At 62.4% G+C, this 18,684-nt stretch carries 16 protein-coding genes; 13 read left to right on the top strand and 3 right to left on the bottom strand.

Features of this window, described 5'->3' with window-relative positions; translation table 11 throughout:
- Positions 1 to 387 precede the first annotated feature (387 nt).
- The 13 genes from QRN36_RS09915 to QRN36_RS09855 all read left to right on the top strand — a co-directional run bounded on the left by QRN36_RS09915 (position 388) and on the right by QRN36_RS09855 (position 13,993).
- Positions 388 to 1,509, top strand: coding sequence for a DUF1615 family protein (locus QRN36_RS09915; protein ID WP_285423917.1), 1,122 nt, complete (start codon positions 388 to 390; stop codon positions 1,507 to 1,509).
- A 102-nt stretch (positions 1,510 to 1,611) separates the two neighbouring features.
- Positions 1,612 to 1,836 carry a hypothetical protein gene (locus QRN36_RS09910; protein ID WP_285423916.1) on the top strand — a complete coding sequence of 75 codons (225 nt, stop codon included), beginning with the start codon at positions 1,612 to 1,614 and terminating at the stop codon, positions 1,834 to 1,836.
- A gap of 77 nt (positions 1,837 to 1,913) precedes the next feature.
- The gene (locus tag QRN36_RS09905) at positions 1,914 to 2,468 is read left to right on the top strand and encodes a hypothetical protein (RefSeq protein ID WP_373568725.1); all 555 of its coding nucleotides are present in this window, start codon (positions 1,914 to 1,916) and stop codon (positions 2,466 to 2,468) included.
- Between the two features lie 116 nt (positions 2,469 to 2,584).
- On the top strand, positions 2,585 to 2,854 hold the full coding sequence (locus QRN36_RS09900; RefSeq protein WP_285423915.1) for a DUF1652 domain-containing protein: 270 nt from the start codon (positions 2,585 to 2,587) through the stop codon (positions 2,852 to 2,854).
- Positions 2,855 to 3,206: 352 nt separating this feature from the next.
- Entirely contained in the window at positions 3,207 to 4,058 is an 852-nt protein-coding gene (locus QRN36_RS09895; RefSeq protein WP_285423914.1) for an STAS domain-containing protein, read from the top strand.
- 4 nt (positions 4,059 to 4,062) lie between these two features.
- Entirely contained in the window at positions 4,063 to 4,425 is a 363-nt protein-coding gene (locus QRN36_RS09890; RefSeq protein WP_037010489.1) for an STAS domain-containing protein, read from the top strand.
- Positions 4,422 to 4,826, top strand: a complete 405-nt coding sequence (locus QRN36_RS09885; RefSeq protein WP_285423913.1) for an anti-sigma regulatory factor — start codon at positions 4,422 to 4,424, stop codon at positions 4,824 to 4,826. The genes QRN36_RS09890 and QRN36_RS09885 overlap by 4 nt, the downstream gene beginning before the upstream one ends.
- The gene (locus QRN36_RS09880) at positions 4,817 to 5,830 is read left to right on the top strand and encodes an ATP-binding protein (protein WP_285423912.1); all 1,014 of its coding nucleotides are present in this window, start codon (positions 4,817 to 4,819) and stop codon (positions 5,828 to 5,830) included. Before QRN36_RS09885 ends, QRN36_RS09880 begins: the two co-directional genes overlap by 10 nt.
- Positions 5,823 to 6,698, top strand: coding sequence for a sensor histidine kinase KdpD (locus QRN36_RS09875; RefSeq protein WP_285423911.1), 876 nt, complete (start codon positions 5,823 to 5,825; stop codon positions 6,696 to 6,698). Before QRN36_RS09880 ends, QRN36_RS09875 begins: the two co-directional genes overlap by 8 nt.
- On the top strand, positions 6,688 to 8,640 hold the full coding sequence (locus QRN36_RS09870; protein WP_285423910.1) for a response regulator: 1,953 nt from the start codon (positions 6,688 to 6,690) through the stop codon (positions 8,638 to 8,640). Before QRN36_RS09875 ends, QRN36_RS09870 begins: the two co-directional genes overlap by 11 nt.
- A gap of 147 nt (positions 8,641 to 8,787) precedes the next feature.
- Positions 8,788 to 11,043 (top strand): ATP-binding protein, encoded by a 2,256-nt coding sequence (locus QRN36_RS09865; RefSeq protein ID WP_285423909.1) that lies wholly within the window; start codon positions 8,788 to 8,790, stop codon positions 11,041 to 11,043.
- Between the two features lie 19 nt (positions 11,044 to 11,062).
- Complete coding sequence (locus QRN36_RS09860; RefSeq protein WP_285423908.1) at positions 11,063 to 11,524, top strand: response regulator; 462 nt, start codon at positions 11,063 to 11,065, stop codon at positions 11,522 to 11,524.
- Between the two features lie 75 nt (positions 11,525 to 11,599).
- Entirely contained in the window at positions 11,600 to 13,993 is a 2,394-nt protein-coding gene (locus QRN36_RS09855) for a response regulator (RefSeq protein WP_285423907.1), read from the top strand.
- A 258-nt stretch (positions 13,994 to 14,251) separates the two neighbouring features.
- Here QRN36_RS09855 and QRN36_RS09850 read toward each other — a convergent pair whose 3' ends face one another.
- From QRN36_RS09850 to QRN36_RS09840, 3 genes are read right to left on the bottom strand one after another with little or no spacing between them, the layout of a single operon-like run.
- Entirely contained in the window at positions 14,252 to 16,213 is a 1,962-nt protein-coding gene (locus QRN36_RS09850; protein ID WP_285423906.1) for an acetyl/propionyl/methylcrotonyl-CoA carboxylase subunit alpha, read from the bottom strand.
- Positions 16,210 to 17,034, bottom strand: a complete 825-nt coding sequence (locus QRN36_RS09845; protein WP_285423905.1) for a gamma-carboxygeranoyl-CoA hydratase — start codon at positions 17,032 to 17,034, stop codon at positions 16,210 to 16,212. Before QRN36_RS09845 ends, QRN36_RS09850 begins: the two co-directional genes overlap by 4 nt.
- 15 nt (positions 17,035 to 17,049) lie before the next feature.
- Positions 17,050 to 18,657: a carboxyl transferase domain-containing protein gene (locus QRN36_RS09840; protein ID WP_285423904.1), complete on the bottom strand. Its 1,608-nt coding sequence runs from the start codon at positions 18,655 to 18,657 to the stop codon at positions 17,050 to 17,052.
- Positions 18,658 to 18,684: the final 27 nt, after the last annotated feature.

Here is an 18,684-nt window from a genome sequence, read left to right as displayed (position 1 = left end):
ACAGCGCGGGGGAGTGTGTGTCTTTTCATTTTTATTAGAGGCTCGTGATGAATGTTGAAAGGCAACTCAATACGAAGCATTTGTTATACGTCATCGTACAACATCACGCAATCGTACTCTTCCAGTAGGACGAATCAAGGGCCGCTGATCGTGATCGAAGGTGTCTCGGCTGCGCTGCACAGGAATCAGGGCGACGCTGTTGAAGCCGTTCATCCTGCTGTCGGAGGCAGTCAGTCTCGCTGCGGAACGGATGAGGCGGTCCGTTTTGCGGGCTGCCTGGGCTGTCACGCCGTATCAGACTCAGTCCTCGACTTCGCCGAAAATGAGTCACTCATCGTGCCACGCTGTCCATATCCCGCCACCCACTTGAGCGAACAGCGAGGATTCATGCCCGCGAAAGGATTCATCCGACACATTCCCGCCGCGATCAGCTTGATCCTGGTCACACTGCTGGCGGGCTGCAGCTCGCGGCCCGATCAGGCGCCGCCGCCAGCGCCGGAGGTGGTACGCAGCGAAATTGTCCGTTTACTGCCCGCCAGCGTGCCCGACCGCCAAGGTTGGGCCACCGATATCTATCGCGCGTTCGAAGCGCAGAAAATCAACCCCACCGTCGAAAACCTGTGTTCGGTGCTGGCCGTGACCGAGCAGGAGTCCAACTTTCAGGTCGACCCTGCGGTACCCGGCATGGGCAGGATCGCGCAGGACGAGATCGATCGCCGGGCGAGCAAGCTGCACATTCCCAACCTGATCGTGCGCAGTGCGCTGGACATTCGTTCATCCAGTGGCAAGACCTACAACCAGCGCCTGGCGGCGGCCCGCACCGAAAAAGACCTGAGCATGATTTTCGACGATTTCATCGGGCTGGTGCCGTTGGGCCGCACGCTGTTCGGCAACCTCAATCCGGTGCACACCGCAGGGCCGATGCAGGTCAGCATCGAATTCGCCGAGCATCAGGCACAGGACTATCCATACCCCGTCGAAAGCTCGATCCGCCATGAAGTGTTCAGCCGTCGCGGCGGGATGTACTTCGGCATCGCTCATTTGCTGGGTTACCCGGTGAGTTACGACAAGCCGCTTTATCGCTTCGCTGACTTCAATGCCGGCTGGTACGCCAGTCGCAACGCTGCTTTTCAAAGCGCGGTGGCCCGGCTTTCGGGCAAGCGCCTGGCACTGGACGGCGACCTGATCAGCTACGGCTTCAGCCCGTCGCTGGGCCAGACAGAACTGGCGGTGCGCAGCCTCCATGAGCAATTGAACATGCGCAATCCGACGATTCGCAGCCAGTTGGAGAAGGGTGAAACGCTGGCGTTCGAGGAGACCGAGCTGTATCGCAAGGTCTTCGCGCTGGCCGACAAGGCCGCTGGCAAGCCGCTGCCGCGGGCGATCCTGCCGGGAATCGTGCTTGAAAGCCCGAAAATCACTCGCAAATTGACCACCGCCTGGTTCGCCCAGCGCGTCGAGGAACGTCGGGTACGGTGCATGGGGCGCGCCACCGGAACCCTGAAATAAACGGATCTGGACGCCGTCCGTCCATTTTTCGGCACCCCTGCGCGTCAAGTGCCTCAAACCTGCAACGCCCGGATTCTCCGGGTTCGTCCCGAGGAGGTACTTATGCCAGTCGATCCTGCCATGCCTGTCGACGTTCCACCGGTTACGCCATCGTCTCCCGCCGAAGCCGACCTGGATCCGGACGCGCTTGAAGACGAGGATTACCGCGAGGAACTCAGGGAGCACGAACAGCAAAAGGAGCAGCGCCCTGATGACTGGAACGAGCCACCGTCGGCGCAGGCGCCCAAGCCTGATCAGCCGACGCCGCTGTCGGACGATCTGCGTTGAGTTGCACCGCTATCGCGCCGGGCCGGGAATAACATCCGGTCCGGCGCTTCTTATTTACCGTTCAGGAGCTTCAGGTTTTGATTGGCGAGTCCCCTACATCCAGCATCATCACGAGCAGTACTCCCGTTTCCGACAGCCAGGCCGCTGACGCGCTGTTGTTCGGCTCGCCGAAAGACCGGCTGGATTTCTACCGCAAGGAAATCCAGTACGAAACCGCCATCCTGTCCAATCGCACCAACGCCTATCTGTCAGCCCAATCGTTTCTGGTCATCGCCTTCGCGTCATCGATGGCGAACCTGAACCCTGAGTGGGGCAAACTGTTCACCCTGGTTGTCCCGCCGTTTCTGACCTTGCTCGGGCTGATCAGCTCGATGCATGCCTGGCCCGGCATCCGCGCGGCCTACGAAATCATCGATCACTGGCACTTCAAGCAGAGTCAGTTGCTGCGCAGCCAGCCGGCCATGGGGCTGGCGTACGACGATTCGCCATTGTTTTCGGAGCACGAGTCAAGCGAGAAGGGTTATCGCAAGTCGCTGCTGTTCTCCATGCGTACACCCTGGCTGTTCAGTGCGTTCTGGTTCCTGCTGGGTGCGTTCTCGATTTACGCCCAGGTGACAGACAGCCTTTTGTGACGCAGCGCACAGCCTGATTGTGTGGCCGTCCCGACTTCCCACCGCGCATCTACACTCAGCCATCGGTCTGTACACCGTGATGGGTGGCCGATTTCGATCAACAAGGAGGTGGTTCGATGCTTTTTACCCCGGAACTGCGCAGGACGCTGGAAAGCAGTTTTTTGCCGTTGGCCTGTGAGTGCACGGTCAAACCCAACGGCGCATTGATGGTGAAAATCTTCGACCAGAGCACCGGGGCTGTTGCGATGCAGGTCGACGATCTGTCCATCGCCAACCTGACGACCGTGCGCGCCGTCGCTGAACTGGTTGCCGAGTTGCGTTACGACCTGCGCACCTGCGTCACGCCATTCGGCAGTCGCTCCTTCCCCAGCGCCGCCTCGCTCTGACGCCTGCCGATCTGCACAGCGCCGTTCTGCCTAGGACGGCGGGCTTTTTCGATCCTGACCGGATCCCCGACTATAGTTCCCGCGAACAGCCATCAGCGTCATAGGCGCGACGGCCTGAAAATGTTGCGTTGATCGAAAGGAATAATGGAACCATTCCTGTCGGGTGATGTTACCTTGACACCAAATCTGCGACAGCGTATTTCGTCACGCCTGTTCGCGCACGCAAAAGCGCTTTGCATTTAATAAGTTAGAACTCGATCGGGGTGACTCCAGATCGGATCCCCAGCACTTTTTCGTAGGTCCGCAGTTGTCGATCAGAGCCATCGACGCGCAATCCTCAGGAGCCAACCTCATGGCAGCACTGCAACAAACCACCGTGGACTCTCTCAAACGCTCCGAGTCGCAATTGGCGTCTCACTGGCAGGCGGACCTGGAAGCGAGCGGTGCAACGCGCAACCTCAAAGCGGACGACATCCGTCAGCAGACTGCCGAGTTCCTGCGCTTGCTCATTTCCGTGCTGGAAAAACGCAGCACGCACAACATCACCACCGCCGAGTGGGATGAAATCCGTCAGTTTCTGGAGAAGCTTTCGCACCAGCGCGCCATCGCGGGTCAGGACTCCCAGCAGACCGCCAGTTTCATTTTTGCCCTCAAAGGTCCGGTGTTTGCCCAGTTGCAGGCGCAATATGCCGACCAGCCTGCGGTGCTCGCCGAGCAGCTGTGGGAAATCTCGCAACTGCTGGACGTGCTCGGCATGCACACCATCCGCACGTATCAGAAATCCCGTGAAGCGGTGATCAAGCGCCAACAGGAAGAGCTGCTGGAGCTGTCCACCCCGGTGGTGAAGCTGTGGGAAGGCGTGCTGGCGCTGCCGATGATCGGCACCCTGGACTCCCAGCGCACCCAGGTGGTGATGGAGTCGCTGTTGCAGCGCATCGTCGACACCGGCTCGGAAATCGCCATCATCGACATCACCGGCGTGCCGACCGTCGACACCCTGGTCGCTCAGCACCTGCTCAAGACCGTGACGGCAATCCGCCTGATGGGTGCCGATTGCATCATCAGCGGCGTGCGCCCACAGATCGCCCAGACCATCGTCCATCTGGGCCTGGATCTGCAAGGCGTGGTCACTAAAGCCAACCTGGCCGACGCGCTTGCACTGGCCTTGCGCCGTCTGGGCGTGACCGTCACCAAGGCGGTTTGAGCCAATGGAGCGAATTCCTATTCTGCAGATGGGTGACTTTCTGCTGGTCACTATCCAGGTCGACATGCATGACCAGCTGGCGCTGACGCTGCAGGACGACCTGTCCGAACGCATCAGCCGGACCTCGGCGCGCGGCGTGCTGATCGACATCTCCGCACTGGACATGGTCGACTCGTTCATCGGGCGCATGATCGGCATGATTTCGGGGCTTTCCCGGATCATGGACGCCGAAACCGTATTGGTCGGGATGCAGCCGGCGGTGGCGATCACCCTGGTGGAACTGGGCATGACGCTGCCCGGTGTCAGCACCGCGCTGAACGTCGAACGCGGCATGAAACTGCTGCGCGAGCGGGCCTATTCCCAATGAACGTGCGCAGCAGCGGCACTCAGAGCATTCAGATCGAGCAGGACGTCGTGCTGGCCCGGCAGACGGCTCGCAAGCTGGCGCAAGACTGTGGCATGCGCCTGATCGACCTGACCAAGCTGGTGACAGCGGTCAGCGAGCTGGCGCGTAACACGATGGTCTACGGCGGCGGCGGTGACATGGACTGGCAGATCGTCGAGGAAGGCACACGCACGGGCCTGCGCCTGACCTTTCGCGACGAAGGTCCCGGCATTCCCGACCTCAAGCTGGCCATGACCGATGGCTGGACCTCGGGCGGCGGTCTGGGCCTGGGTCTGACCGGTGCCAAGCGCCTGGTCGATGACTTTGAACTGGACACGGCGCCGGGCGCGGGCACTCGTGTGACGATCTGTAAATGGACTTGAACCTGCACAGCAGCCTGACGCTTGTATTGCCGATCGAAGACAGCAGCCAGGTAGGACACGCACGGCGAACCGCGCAAAAGCTGGCCGAGCAGCAGGGTTTCGATGCCACCGACGCCGGTCGCGTGGCATTGGTCGTCACCGAACTCGCCAGCAATATTCTCAAGCATGCCAGCAGCGGCGCGCTGCACTTGCGTACGCTGCCGGGTTCAGCCCCGGGCGTCGAAGTCATTGCCATTGACCGGGGCCAGGGTTTCGATCTGCAGGATTGCCTGGCCGATGGCTTTTCGACCCGTGGGACGCAAGGTATCGGCCTGGGCTCGATACTGCGTCAGGCGCAGGTGTTCGACGTGCACACCGACAACCGCGGAACCGTCCTGCTCACCCGGTTCTATCCTCGCGCCGCGCACTTCAATGACCTGCGCATGGGCATCACCCAGCATTCGCTGCATGACGATCCTGCCTGCGGCGATGTGTGGGAAGTGGCCATTGCCGGTCAGCGTGTCAGCGTGCTGATGATCGACGGCCTGGGTCACGGCCCCGAAGCCGAAGATGCGGCAATGGCGGGCGCCAGGGCATTCAACCGGGAGCCGTTCGCCGATCCCGCTGTGCTGCTCGACGAGATTCACCACGACATGCGCGGCAGCCGCGGCGGCGCCGTTGCACTGGCGCAGTTCGACGCTGAGGCAGACAAATTGCGCTTCACCGGTATCGGCAATATCGGCGCGACGCTGCTCGGCGAGGAGCGTCCGCGCGGCCTGCCATCACATCCGGGCATCGTCGGTCTGCAATACCGGAAAGTGGCAGCGGTGGACTATCCTCAGTGCGCGGGGCAGCTGTTGATCATGTACAGCGATGGCCTGCAATCGCGTTGGAATCTTCGCGAGTATCCGGGTCTGATGTACCGACACCCGGCGATTATCGCGGCAGTGCTGCACCGCGATTATTGTCGGGGCAGGGATGATGTAACGGTATTGGTGATGGTTCTGGAGACGCTCGATGACTGACAACCCCGCCCGCAACGCGCCCGAAGCGTCGGCCGAGCTTTCACGGCTGCGTGAAGAGGCTGACGCGCTGCGCGCCGAGCTGGATGAAACCAACCAGGGCGTCTTGGCGTTGTATGCCGAACTGGACATGCAGGCCGATCAGTTGCGTCAGGCTTCGGACCTGAAGAGCCGTTTCCTGTCTTACATGAGCCACGAATTCCGCACGCCGCTGGGCTCGATCCTCAGCATCGCCAGCCTGTTGTCGGATGAACTCGACGGCCCGCTGAGTCCTGAGCAGCACAAGCAGGTGTCGTTCGTCAGCACCGCGGCGCGCGAGCTGAGCGACATGGTCGACGACCTGCTGGATCTGGCCAAGATCGAGGCCGGGCGCATCAGCATTTCCCCTGCCTGGTTCGACATGTTCGACCTGTTTTCGGCGTTGCGCGGCATGTTCAGGCCCATCGTCGACACCTCCGCCGTGGACCTGATTTTCGAAGAGCCGGTCGGCCTGCCGAGGCTGTACACCGACGACAAGAAGCTCGCGCAGATCCTGCGCAATTTCATCTCCAACTCCCTGAAGTTCACCCAGCGTGGGGAAGTGCGGGTTTCCGCGCGACTTGAAAACGAGCAGGCGGTCAGATTTGCGGTGAGTGACACTGGCATCGGCATTCCGGAAGAACTGCACGGGGCGTTGTTCGAAGACTTCATTCAGGTCGATTCGCCGCTGCAGAAACGCCTGCGCGGAACCGGGCTGGGCCTGTCACTGTGCAAGCGCTTCGGCGAACTGTTGGGCGGCCGCGTGGGCGTCGAGAGTCAGCCTGGCGTCGGTTCGACGTTCTACGTGGTCATCCCGCTGGCGTTGGCTCAGGAGCACGTTGATGAAAGCTGAGACCCGGCTGCTGATCGTCGATGACAACGCTGCAACCCGCTACGCGCTGCGAAGGCGCATGGAGCGTCAGGGTTTCATCGTGCTGGAGGCGGGAACAGGCACCGAGGGGCTTGCGCTGATCGCGGCGCGGATTCCCGATGCGTTGATCCTGGACGTCAATCTGCCGGACATGAGCGGCTTCGACATCGTGCGCCAGTTGCGTACCGAACCGCGCACCGCGCTGCTGCCGGTGGTACACGTCTCGGCAGCATCGATTCAGACCGGCGACATCGTCACCGGGCTGGAAGCCGGGGCCGACGCCTATCTGGTTCATCCGGTCGATCCCGACGTGCTGTTGGCAACGTTGCGCACACTGCTGCGCGTGCGCGACACCGAATTTGCGTTGCGTGAAAGCGAGGAGCGTTTTCGCGAGATTTTCGTCAATGTCTCCGCGCCGATCGCGGTCATGGACGGCGATCTTGCGGTCCACGAATGCAACCACGCGTTCGCGCAACTGATCAGCCAGGGCCCGGAAGAAGACAGCCTGATGCAGTGCTTCAGCGAGGATCAGGAAGCGATTCTCGACGGTCTTCGCGAGGCGCTGGCCGCTGGCGAACGCTGGAAAGGCACGCTGAGCATGCGCGTCAAGGGCGACGTGCGGGAAACCGAGTGGCAAGTGTCGCCTTACCGCGCCACCGGGCTGAGCCTGGTGTTCATCGAGGACGTCACCGAGCATCGGCGTCGCGAACAGTCGCACCTGCGTCAGCTCGATTCGGTCAACAGTCGGCTGGCCCATGAAGTCGCCGAGCGCGCCAGGACCGAAGAACAACTGCTGCAGGCGCAGAAAATGGACGCCATCGGCAAGTTGACCGGTGGCATCGCTCATGACTTCAACAACTTGCTGACCGGCATCGTCACCGGGCTGGAACTGATCAAGAAACGCACCGAAGACGCCCGCCCGGAAAAAGTCCTGACCTACGCCGATGCCGCGCTGGCATCGGCCAGAAGCGCCTCGGCGCTGACTCACCGGTTACTGGCGTTCGCCCGCCAGCAGCCGCTGGACACGCGACCCACCGACATCAATCAGCATGTCCGCTCGCTGGAGGATCTGCTGAGCCGGACCATCGGCAAGCGTATCGGCCTGACCCTCGAACTGACCTCGCGCAGCGCCATTGCGATGGTCGATTCCGGGCAACTGGAAAGTGCCGTGCTCAACTTGGTAATCAACGCACGCGACGCGCTGCCTGAGGGCGGCAATATCTGGATCAGCACGTTCGAGGCGTATTCCCAGGGCCACTCGCGCATGGAAGACGGCGCCTACATCGCCCTCACAGTGCGCGACGACGGCGTGGGCATCGAACATCACCTGATCGACAAAGTGTTCGACCCGTTCTTCACCACCAAGCCGATTGGCGAAGGCACCGGGCTGGGGCTGTCGACCATCTACGGGTTCGCCCGTCAGTCCGGCGGCGACGTGAACATTCGCAGCGTCGTCGGCCATGGCACCGAAGTGACCCTGATGCTGCCGGCCGCCATCGAGCAGAGCGTGCCGCCGCAGCTGGCGCCCATCGCGGCCGAGCTGGGCGCCGGGGAGCATATCCTGATCGTCGAGGACACGGCCTCGGTGCGCATGTTCGTCAACGAAGTGCTCACCGATGCCGGGTATCGCTGCACGCAGGCCGCGGACGTCAATACCGCGCTGTCGATCATGGAGCAGGATCGGTCGATCGACCTGTTGCTGACCGACGTCGGCATGCCGCAGATGAATGGCCGCGAGATGGCCCGCCTGGTGCGCGGCTGGCGCCCGGAACTGCCTGTGCTGTTCATGACCGGCTACGCCGAAAACGCCCTGAACCGCCAGCACTTTCTCGGCGAGGGGATGGACATGATCATCAAGCCTTTCCAGCTGGTCGAGTTCCTGTGCAAGGTGCGGGCGATGCTCGACGGTGGAGCCGCTCACTAGAAATTTCTCCCGCCAACGCGCATCCGGGTGTACTGGTACGCGCCTGTTTTTGTTACCGTATATGCCAATTCATTCAGTGCCATCCCCTTGGGCACACACCGCTGATGCCTGAAGACGCAGAAAAGGCGCGGTGAAGGAGATCTAGTTTTGACCCTCAGCCAGGAACTCCATCAGAGCGCGATCGACAATTGCGCACGAGAGCCGATCCAGATTCCCGGCAGTATTCAGCCGCAGGGTTTCCTGCTGGTCATCGATGAGGCGGCGATGCGCGTCGTCCAGGTCAGCGCCAACGTTCAGAGCTGGCTGGGCCTGGACCCGCAGGCGTTGATCGGTGCGGCATTGAATACCGTGTTCGCCGACTGCGAGCTGCTGTTCAAACGTTTGCAGGCACTGCCTGAGGACGACCAGAACCCGTTTCACGTGGGCGACGTGCGCTTCCTCGAAGGTTCGCGCGCCGGCCTGCCGATGGCGATGATGGTGCACCGTCACGACAAGGTGCTGATTGCCGAATTCGAACCGGCCAGTGACATGAGCTCGGCGTACGGCAACGTGTACCCGCTCATGCGCGGGTTCATCAGTCAGATGAACGAGCACGAAACCATCGAGGCGCTGTGCCAGCGCTCGGCGGCGGAGGTCAAGCGCATCACCGGGTTCGGTCGGGTCAAAGCCTATCAGTTCGATGCCGACGGCAACGGGCTGGTCAACGCTGAAGTGGCCGATGACGGCTATGCGAGTTTCCTCGGTCTGAGCTTTCCGGCGGCCGACATTCCCCGGCAGGCGCGTGCCCTGTATGTCGCCAACCGTATCCGCGTCATCGAAGACGCCAACTATCAGCCTTCGCCGCTGGTGCCGGTCAACAATCCGCTGACGGGCGCGCCACTGGACCTGAGTTTTGCCACCCTGCGCAGCGTCTCCCCGGTGCACCTGCAATACATGCGCAACATGCAGACGCTGGGATCGATGTCGATCTCGATCGTGGTGCGTGGCCAGTTGTGGGGCTTGATCTCCTGTCACCATGCCTCGCCAAGGCCCGTCAGTTTCCAGACCCGTACCGCCTGCGAACTGCTGGGCAGCGTGCTGTCCCTGCAGATCGAGACCAAGGAGGCGCAGGTCAAGACCCAGCGCATGCTCAGCCTGCGTCGGCAGATCGTGCAGATGCTTGCAGCGATGGCGGACTTGGACAGCGTGGTGGGCGGGTTGCGTTCAATGCCAGACGTGTTGCTGGCGTTCGTCGAAGCCAGCGGCGCGGCGGTGATCTCCGAATCCACCATCGACACCTACGGCGACACGCCGGATCGCGAGCAGATCAAGGCGCTGACGCAGTGGCTCAGCCAGCGTGGCAGCCACGAGGTTTTCCAGTCCGATAACGTCGGCCGGGACATCGCGCAATTGCCCGAGCTGGCCGCATCGGTCAGTGGCGTGCTGGCGATGGCGATTTCCGAATTGCATTCGAACTACATCATCTGGTTCCGCCCCGAGCAGACCCGCGTGGTGAAGTGGGCAGGCAAGCCGGATAAAAGTGTGGGTGAGGCCGGTGCACTGAATCCGCGCAACAGCTTCGAAATGTGGCAGCAGACCGTTCGCGGCTTCTCGCGCCCATGGGACGAGCTCGATTGCGAAGGCGTCATCGAGCTGCGCGCGGCCGTGCTGGGCATCGTCCTGCGCAAGGCCGAAGAGATGGCGTCGCTGGCCGAAGAGCTGAAGAAGTCCAACAAGGAACTCGAAGCCTTCTCCTACAGCGTCTCTCATGACCTACGTGCGCCGTTGCGGCACATCGCCGGGTACGCTGAATTGCTCAGCGACATCGAGGGCAGCAAACTGTCCGATCGCGGCGTGCGCTTTCTGGAAAACATCGGTGAGTCAGCACGCTTCGCCGGCACGCTGGTGGACAATCTGCTGAGCTTCTCGCAGATGGGGCGCTCGGCCATGCGTTATTCGGAAGTCGACCTCAATGCCATGGTCGAGGCAATCCGCCGGGAAATGCTCCCCGACTATGAAGGTCGTGATCTGCAGTGGCGCATCTCCGAACCGTTACCGGTGGTGATCGCCGACGCGGCGTTTCTGCATTTGGCGATGCGCAACCTGCTGTCCAACGCCATCAAATACAGCCGCACGCAAAGCGCTGCGGTGATCGAAATCGGCAGCTATGAAGAAGACGGCAAGGTCGTGGTGTACATCCGCGACAACGGCGTGGGCTTCGACATGGACTACGCCGGCAAGCTGTTTGGCGTGTTCCAGCGCTTGCATCGCATGGAGGAATTCGAAGGAACGGGGATCGGCCTTGCCAGCGTGCGCCGGATCATCGAGCGGCATGACGGCTCGGTCTGGGCGCAGAGCCAACTGGGGCAGGGCGCCACATTTTATTTTGCGCTTCCCAAGCGCAGTCTCACAGTAACCATTTGAGTGTCCGAGGAGACGCCCAATGCTCAAACCCATTCTTCTGGTGGAAGACAATCCGAACGACCTCGAACTGACGCTGGTCGCGCTGGAGCGTAGCCAGTTGGCCAACGAGGTGATCGTGCTGCGCGATGGCGCCGAAGCGCTGGATTACCTGCTGCGGCGCAACCAGTTCCACGACCGGGCCGCAGGCAACCCGGCGGTGTTGTTGCTGGACCTGAAACTGCCGAAACTCGACGGTCTGGAAGTGCTCAAAGTCATTCGTGAAACGGATGAGTTGCGCAGCATTCCAGTGGTCATGCTGACCTCGTCCCGCGAGGAACCGGATCTTCAACGCGCCTACGCCCTCGGAGTGAACGCTTACGTGGTCAAACCGGTCGAATTCAAGGAATTCGTCTCGGCAATCTCCGATCTGGGGATTTTCTGGGCCGTACTCAACGAGCCGCCACCAGGTTCATTGCGACTGTCACGCCGTCCGGGCTCCTGACCCTTACGACTTTCGGCCTGCGTCGTCATGCACACTGCTGGCGGCACAGGCCTTCGAAACAATCGACGATTATTCATGCCCGTATCGCTGCTCAAGTTGCTCCTGGTTGAAGACAGTTCGCACGACGCCGAACTGACCCTGCTCACGCTGGAAAACAGCGGGCTGAAAATCGACGCCACCCTGGTCTATAACCATCAGGACGTGGAGCGCGAGCTGTCAGCCGCACGTTTCGATCTGATCCTCAGCGATTACCTGTTGCCCGGTTCCTCCGGTGCTGAGGTCCTCAACTGCGCGTTACGGCTCGCGCCTCAGACCCCGTTCATTTTCCTGTCCGGCATTTTCGGCGAGCAGCATGCGGTCGAGATGATGCGCATGGGCGCCATCGACTACGTTCTCAAACAGAACATGAAGATGCTGCCCAAGGCCGTCATGCGCGCCGTGTCCGAAGTGCACGAGCGGGAAAAACGCCTGCACGCCGAGCAGACACTGCAAGACGTGGAAGTGCGGGCGCAGCTGGCGATCGAGGCGGCGGACATGGGCGTCTGGACCTACGACCCGCGCACCGACACGCTGCTCTGGGACGAGCGGTGCAAAGCGCTTTATGGGGTCGCGGCCGATACTCAGGTGAGCATGGCCTTCATGTTTTCGCGCTGTCATCCGGATGATCGCGACCTGCTGCAAAGCCGGGTCAGATCTGCGCTGGAGGCCGATACCGGCTACCAGATCGAGCATCGCCTGCTAACCGATGACGACAGCGAACGCTGGGTGTTTTCCAACGGCCGCTCGTTGTTCGAGGACGGCAAGTGCGTGCGCTTCACTGGTGTCATGCAGGACATCAGCGAGCGCAAACAGGCCACCCAGGCGCTGCATCAGCTCAACGAAATCCTTGGCGAACGCGTGGTGCAGCGAACCCGTGAGCGCGACCGGACCTGGGAGCTGTCCCGCGAATTGCTCGGCGTGCTGCGTTTCGACATGACCCCAATCGCCCTCAACCCTGCGTGGGAGGCGACGCTGGGTTGGGCGCGAGGCGATTTGAACGAACGGCCGCTGGGCGCGCTGATTCACCCGGATGATCTGGATGCGACCCTGCACGAGACCGCCAGCGTCGCCAAGGGCAACGTCTCGACGCGCTTCGTCAACCGCATGCGCCACGCCGACGGCGGCTTCCGCTGGTTGTCCTGGACCATCGTTCCTGACGAGGGGTTGATGTACGCGGCGGTACGCGACATCACCAGCGAGCGGGCAGTGGTCGATGAGCTGGCAGCGACCAACAAGCGGCTGCGTGACCAAATCCGGGAGCGTGAGCGCGTCGAAGCGGCGTTGCAGCAGATGCAGCGTCTTGAAGTGGTCGGCCAGCTCACTGCAGGCGTGGCCCATGACTTCAACAACCTGCTGACGGTCATCCTCACCAGCGCCAATTTCCTGTCCCGGGATCTCGAAAAGGGCGTGTTCACCAAGTCGCCGCAGCGCTTGCAGAACATCCGGGAAGCCGGTGAGCGCGGCGCCAAACTGACCAGCCAGTTGCTGTCGTTCTCGCGGCGTCAGCGTCTGGAGCCGGTGGCGCTGAACCTCAATGACACCATCGCCGGGATGCGCGAGCTGCTCGGCCGTGCGCTGGGTGGCAGTGTCTGGGTGGAGACGCAGCTGGCCGACGACTTGTGGAGCGCGCTGGTCGACCCGACCCAGACTGAGATGATCATCCTGAACCTTGCGATCAACGCCCGCGACGCGATGGCGCAGGGTGGGCAATTGCGCCTGAGCACCTGGAACGAGATGGTCTACCGCCTGCCGCAGCGGCCCGAGGACCCGGACCCGGGCGCGTATGTCGTGCTGTCGGTCAGCGATTCGGGCTGCGGCATGAGCGAAGAAGTGCTGGCGAAAGCGTTCGAACCGTTCTTCACCACCAAGGCGGTGGGCAAGGGATCGGGACTGGGGCTTGCACAGGTCTTCGGCTTCGCCAAACAGTCGGGTGGCGGGGTGAGCATCGACACGGCCGAAAACGCCGGCACGACGATCCGGGTGTACCTGCCCAGCGTCGCCCGGACCGCCACCCCGGTGGTCAGCGTGTCGGACATGCCCGGTCATGCCGATGCCGACGACTTGCACCGAACCATCCTGCTGGTGGACGACGATCCCGATGTGCGCTCGGTGACATCGATGATGCTCGGCTCGTTGGGGTATTCGGTGGTCGAGGCGGAAAGCGGCGACGATGCGCTGAAGAAGATCGACACCGGCATCGAGCTGGTGCTGACTGACTTTGCGATGCCGAACATGACGGGTGCTGAGCTCGCCGAAATCATCAGGCGCAACTACCCGGAACTGCCGGTGATGTTCATCACCGGGTTCGCCGACATCGACATCCTCGACGTCGACCAGCAACTGATCGTGCAGAAGCCCTACAAGGAAGAAGAACTCGCGCGTAAGCTGGCAAACGTGCTGATGAAAAACGGCATGGGCGTCGCCTCCTGATCAGCCCCTCGCCGACAGCGTTCGGCGAAAGGCTGCCGGTTTCCCGAGCAAGCTCATTCCCACAGGTCTTATGGCCTGTATCTCGATACCAACAAAACCCGGTAGGAGCGCGCTTGCTCTGGGCCGCACTCGGACGGTCGGCTGCGCAGCAGTCGTAAAACCGGCCGCCGCGTTGTGCCCGTCACACCACCTGCAGCGGATTTGCTGCCAATCCCCGGCAGTACGCCATCAAGCCAGACTCCCGGTAGCTTTCACCCATCAACTACCGCTGATCTCAACCAGCACCGTTCCTTCACTGACCATCTCGCCCTCTGCGCAATACAGCGCGGCGACGGTTCCAGCCTGGCTGGCGCGGATGCTGTGCTCCATTTTCATGGCTTCCAGTACCACCAGCGGTGTCCCGCTGTCGACCGTGTCGCCGACGTTCACCAGCACCCGCACGATGCTGCCGTTCATGGGCGCGCTGAGCCCGCCTTGCTGGACATGACTGGCGGCGGCGTCCGCGATCGGGTCGACCCGTTGAACCGCGTGCAACTCGCCGTGCCAGCGCAGATACAACGTGTCGCCACGACGCAGGGCCAGAGTCTGCCGACGCACCCCTTGCTGTTCCACCGTCAGTTGCTCGCCCTGCAAGGCCACGGCATGGTCAAGGCCGCGTAACCGCACGCTGCGGACTTGGCCCGCGCATTGAAGATGAACGTCCACTTCGCTCGGTGCACCCAGGCGCAGGCCATCAACGCGCGACCATGGCGAGTGCGGATCATCCTCACGCACTCGGTTAACTGTGCTTTGCTGCCAGGCGAGCGCGGCGGCGTTCCAGAAGTCATCCGGCAAAGATTCGGCCTGCGGCAACAGATCTGCCTGATAGCGCGGGATGAAATCAGTGTCCAGCTCGGCCTGGGCGAAGGCGGGGTGGGCGATGATCCGGCGAAGAAACGCAAGATTGGTGCGCACACCGCCAATGGCGAACTCGTCGAGCATGGCCAGCAACCTCAATCGTGCCTGCTCGCGATCCTCGCCCCAGGCAATCAGTTTGCCGAGCATCGGGTCGTAGAACGGCGACACTGCATCGCCCTCGGCCACGCCGCTGTCGATGCGCCGCCCAGCGCCTGCGCTGGATTCCCGATACGCCTGAAGCGTGCCGGTGGCCGGGAGGAAATCATTGGCTGGGTCTTCGGCGTACAGACGCACTTCGATGGCATGGCCCTTGAGCGGCACCTGATCCTGCGTCATCGGCAGCGGTTCGCCCCGGGCCACACGGATCTGCCAGGCGACCAGATCCAGTCCGGTGATTGCCTCGGTGACCGGGTGTTCGACCTGCAGGCGGGTGTTCATCTCCATGAAGAAAAACTCGCCGCGCGCGTCCAGCAGAAACTCGACCGTGCCGGCCCCCACATAACCGATCGCCTGCGCCGCCCGCACCGCCGCTTCGCCCATCGCCCGACGCAGCTGCGCGGTCAATCCCGGCGCAGGGGCTTCTTCGACGACTTTCTGGTGGCGCCGCTGGATCGAACAGTCGCGTTCGTTGAGGTACAGGCAATGGCCGTGTTGATCGGCAAACACCTGAATCTCCACGTGGCGGGGTTTGAGGACGTACTTTTCGACGAGCATGCGTGAATCACCGAACGATGACTGCGCCTCGCGCTGCGCCGAAGCGAGTGCGTCGGCGACGTCTTCATCACGCTCGACCACTTTCATGCCCTTGCCGCCGCCCCCGGCGGTCGCCTTGAGCAGCACCGGATAGCCGATCCGCGCGGCGGCTTCGCGAAACGTCGCCGCGTCCTGAGCGTTGCCGTGATAGCCGGGCACCAGTGGAACACCGGCGGCCTCCATCAAGGACTTGGCCGCAGACTTGCTGCCCATGGCCTCGATGGCTGACGCAGGAGGGCCGAGAAATATCAGCCCGGCTTGCTCCACGGCGCGGGCGAAAGCGGCGTTTTCCGAGAGAAATCCGTAGCCTGGGTGAATGGCCTCGGCGCCACTGGACTTTGCCGCGGCGATCAATTTATCGATCTGCAGGTAACTGTCCGCGGCCTTGCTGCCACCCAGCGCGACGGCCATGTCGGCCTCGCGCACATGCCGGGCATCGTGATCGGTGTCGCTGTACACGGCAATGGTGCGCAATCCCATGGCCTTGGCGGTGCGCATGATGCGGCAAGCGATCTCGCCTCGATTGGCGATGAGTACGGACGTGAGTGAGGTGCCTGACGCGCCGGTCATGATTGAGATTCTCCTGATGGTGTCGGTCCGGCGTCTCGCCAGGCCGGCTCGCGTTTCTGCAGGAACGCCCGCAGGCCTTCCTGCCCCTCGGCGCTGACGCGAATTCGCGCGATGGTGTTCTCGCAGTAGCGGCGCAGCGCAGGGCTGAGCTCGCCGTGGGCGGTTTCGCGCAGCAAATCCTTGCTGACGCGCATGGCCTGCGGGCTGTTGAGCAGCAGATTGGCCACCCACTGCTGCACGTGGGATTCGAGCTCGGCCGCCGGGTAACACTCGGCCAGCAGGCCGATCTCCCGTGCCCGTGTGCCTTTGAAACGCTCGGCGGTGAGGGCGTAGCGGCGGGCATGACGCTCGCCGATTGCCTGCACCACGAACGGGCTGATGACCGCAGGCGCCAGGCCGATCTTCACTTCCGACAGGCAGAACTGCGCGTCGTCGCTGCCGATGGCCATGTCGCAGCAGCTGATCAACCCCAGCGCACCACCGTAGGCTGCACCTTGCACGACGGCGAGCGTCGGGCATTTGAGCTTTGCCAGGTTGTACATCAATTCGCCCAGTTCACGGGCGTCACCCAGATTGGTATTGAAATCCAGGTTGGCCGATTCCTGCATCCACGCCAGGTCCGCGCCCGCGCTGAAATGCCGGCCTCGGCCGCGCAGCAGCACGAAACGCAGGCTGGCGTCGCTCTGAATCCGGTCCAGGGCGATGATCAATTCGCGGATCATCTGCGCGTTGAAAGCGTTGTTCTTCTCGGGCCGATCGAGCCAGAGCGTGACGAACCCTCTTGGGTCGCGCTCAAGCTCCAGCGTGGCGAAATCGTTCATGGGGGCAGTCCTGGGTCACATCCGGAACACGCCGAAGCGCGTCGTTTCGATGGCAGCATTGAGCGAAGCGCTGATCGCTAGCGCCAGAATGTCGCGGGTCTGGGCCGGGTCGATCACGCCGTCGTCCCACAGCCGTGCGCTGGAATACCAGGGATGGCCCTGATGTTCGTACTGATCGAGAATCGGCTGCTTGAGGGCGGCCTCCTGCTCGGCGCTGAAGCCTTCGCCACTGCGCTGGGCCTGTTCGCGCTTGACCTGGACGAGCACGCCGGCGGCCTGTTCGCCGCCCATCACGCCAATCCGTGCGTTGGGCCACATCCACAGGAAACGCGGGTCATAGGCGCGCCCGCACATGCCGTAATTGCCGGCGCCGAAGCTGCCGCCGATGATCACCGTGAATTTCGGCACTTTCGCGCAGGCCACGGCGGTGACCAGCTTGGCGCCGTGTTTGGCGATACCGCCGGCTTCATATTTCTGGCCGACCATGAAGCCGGTGATGTTCTGCAGAAACAGCAACGGGATGCCGCGCTGGCACGCCAGCTCGATGAAGTGCGCGCCTTTCTGCGCGGCTTCGGCGAACAAGATGCCGTTGTTGGCCAGGATCGCGACCGGGTAGCCGTGCAGGTGCGCGAAGCCGCACACCATCGTGGTGCCGAACAGCGCCTTGAACTCGTCGAACACCGAGCCGTCGACCAGCCGCGCGATCACTTCGCGCACGTCGAAAGGCTGCTTCGCGTCAGCCGGAATCACACCGTACAGCTCATCGCTTGAATACAGCGGCGCAACGGGCTGCCGGACCTGCACCTGACCGTGCTTGCGCCAATTCAGATGAGCGATGCTGCGGCGCGCCAGTTCCAGCGCGTGAGCGTCGCTGTCGGCGTAATGATCGGCTACGCCTGAGACCTTGCAATGCACATCGGCACCGCCCAGGTCCTCGGCGCTGACCACTTCACCGGTCGCCGCCTTGACCAGCGGTGGCCCGGCAAGAAAAATCGTGGCCTGTTCCCGAACCATGATGGTCTCGTCCGCCATCGCCGGGACGTAGGCGCCCCCCGCGGTGCACGAACCCATGACCACCGCGATTTGAGGAACGCCTTCTGCGCTCAGGTTGGCCTGATTGAAGAAAATGCGACCGAAGTGCTCGCGGTCCGGAAACACCTCGTCCTGGCGGGGCAGGTTGGCACCGCCCGAATCCACCAGATAAATACACGGAAGGCGGTTTTGTTGCGCAATGGTCTGCGCGCGCAGGTGTTTTTTCACCGTCAGCGGATAATACGTGCCGCCTTTCACCGTCGCATCGTTGGCGATGATCATGCATTCCACGCCCTCGACGCGGCCGATGCCTGCGACGATGCCCGCCGCTGGCACGTCTTCGCCATACACCTGATAGGCCGCCAACGGGCTGATTTCCAGAAACGCCGAGCCAGTGTCGAGTAAGCGATTGATACGTTCGCGCGGCAGCAGTTTGCCCCTCGACGTGTGGCGCTCCTGCGCCTTGATACCGCCGCCCTGCTGAACCTGGGCGAGGAGGGTGTCGAGCGCATCCAGCTGACCGCGCATGGCCTGGCTGTTGATCGCGAAGTCCGGCGAGCGCGGGTTGATATGGGTCGTCAAAATGGCCATTCGAGCCTTACTCCTGAGGGCGTCCAT

It is taken from the genome of Pseudomonas sp. efr-133-TYG-103a (assembly GCF_030209235.1).
GTDB lineage: Bacteria > Pseudomonadota > Gammaproteobacteria > Pseudomonadales > Pseudomonadaceae > Aquipseudomonas.
This window is presented reverse-complemented; position numbering and strand designations above follow the sequence as displayed.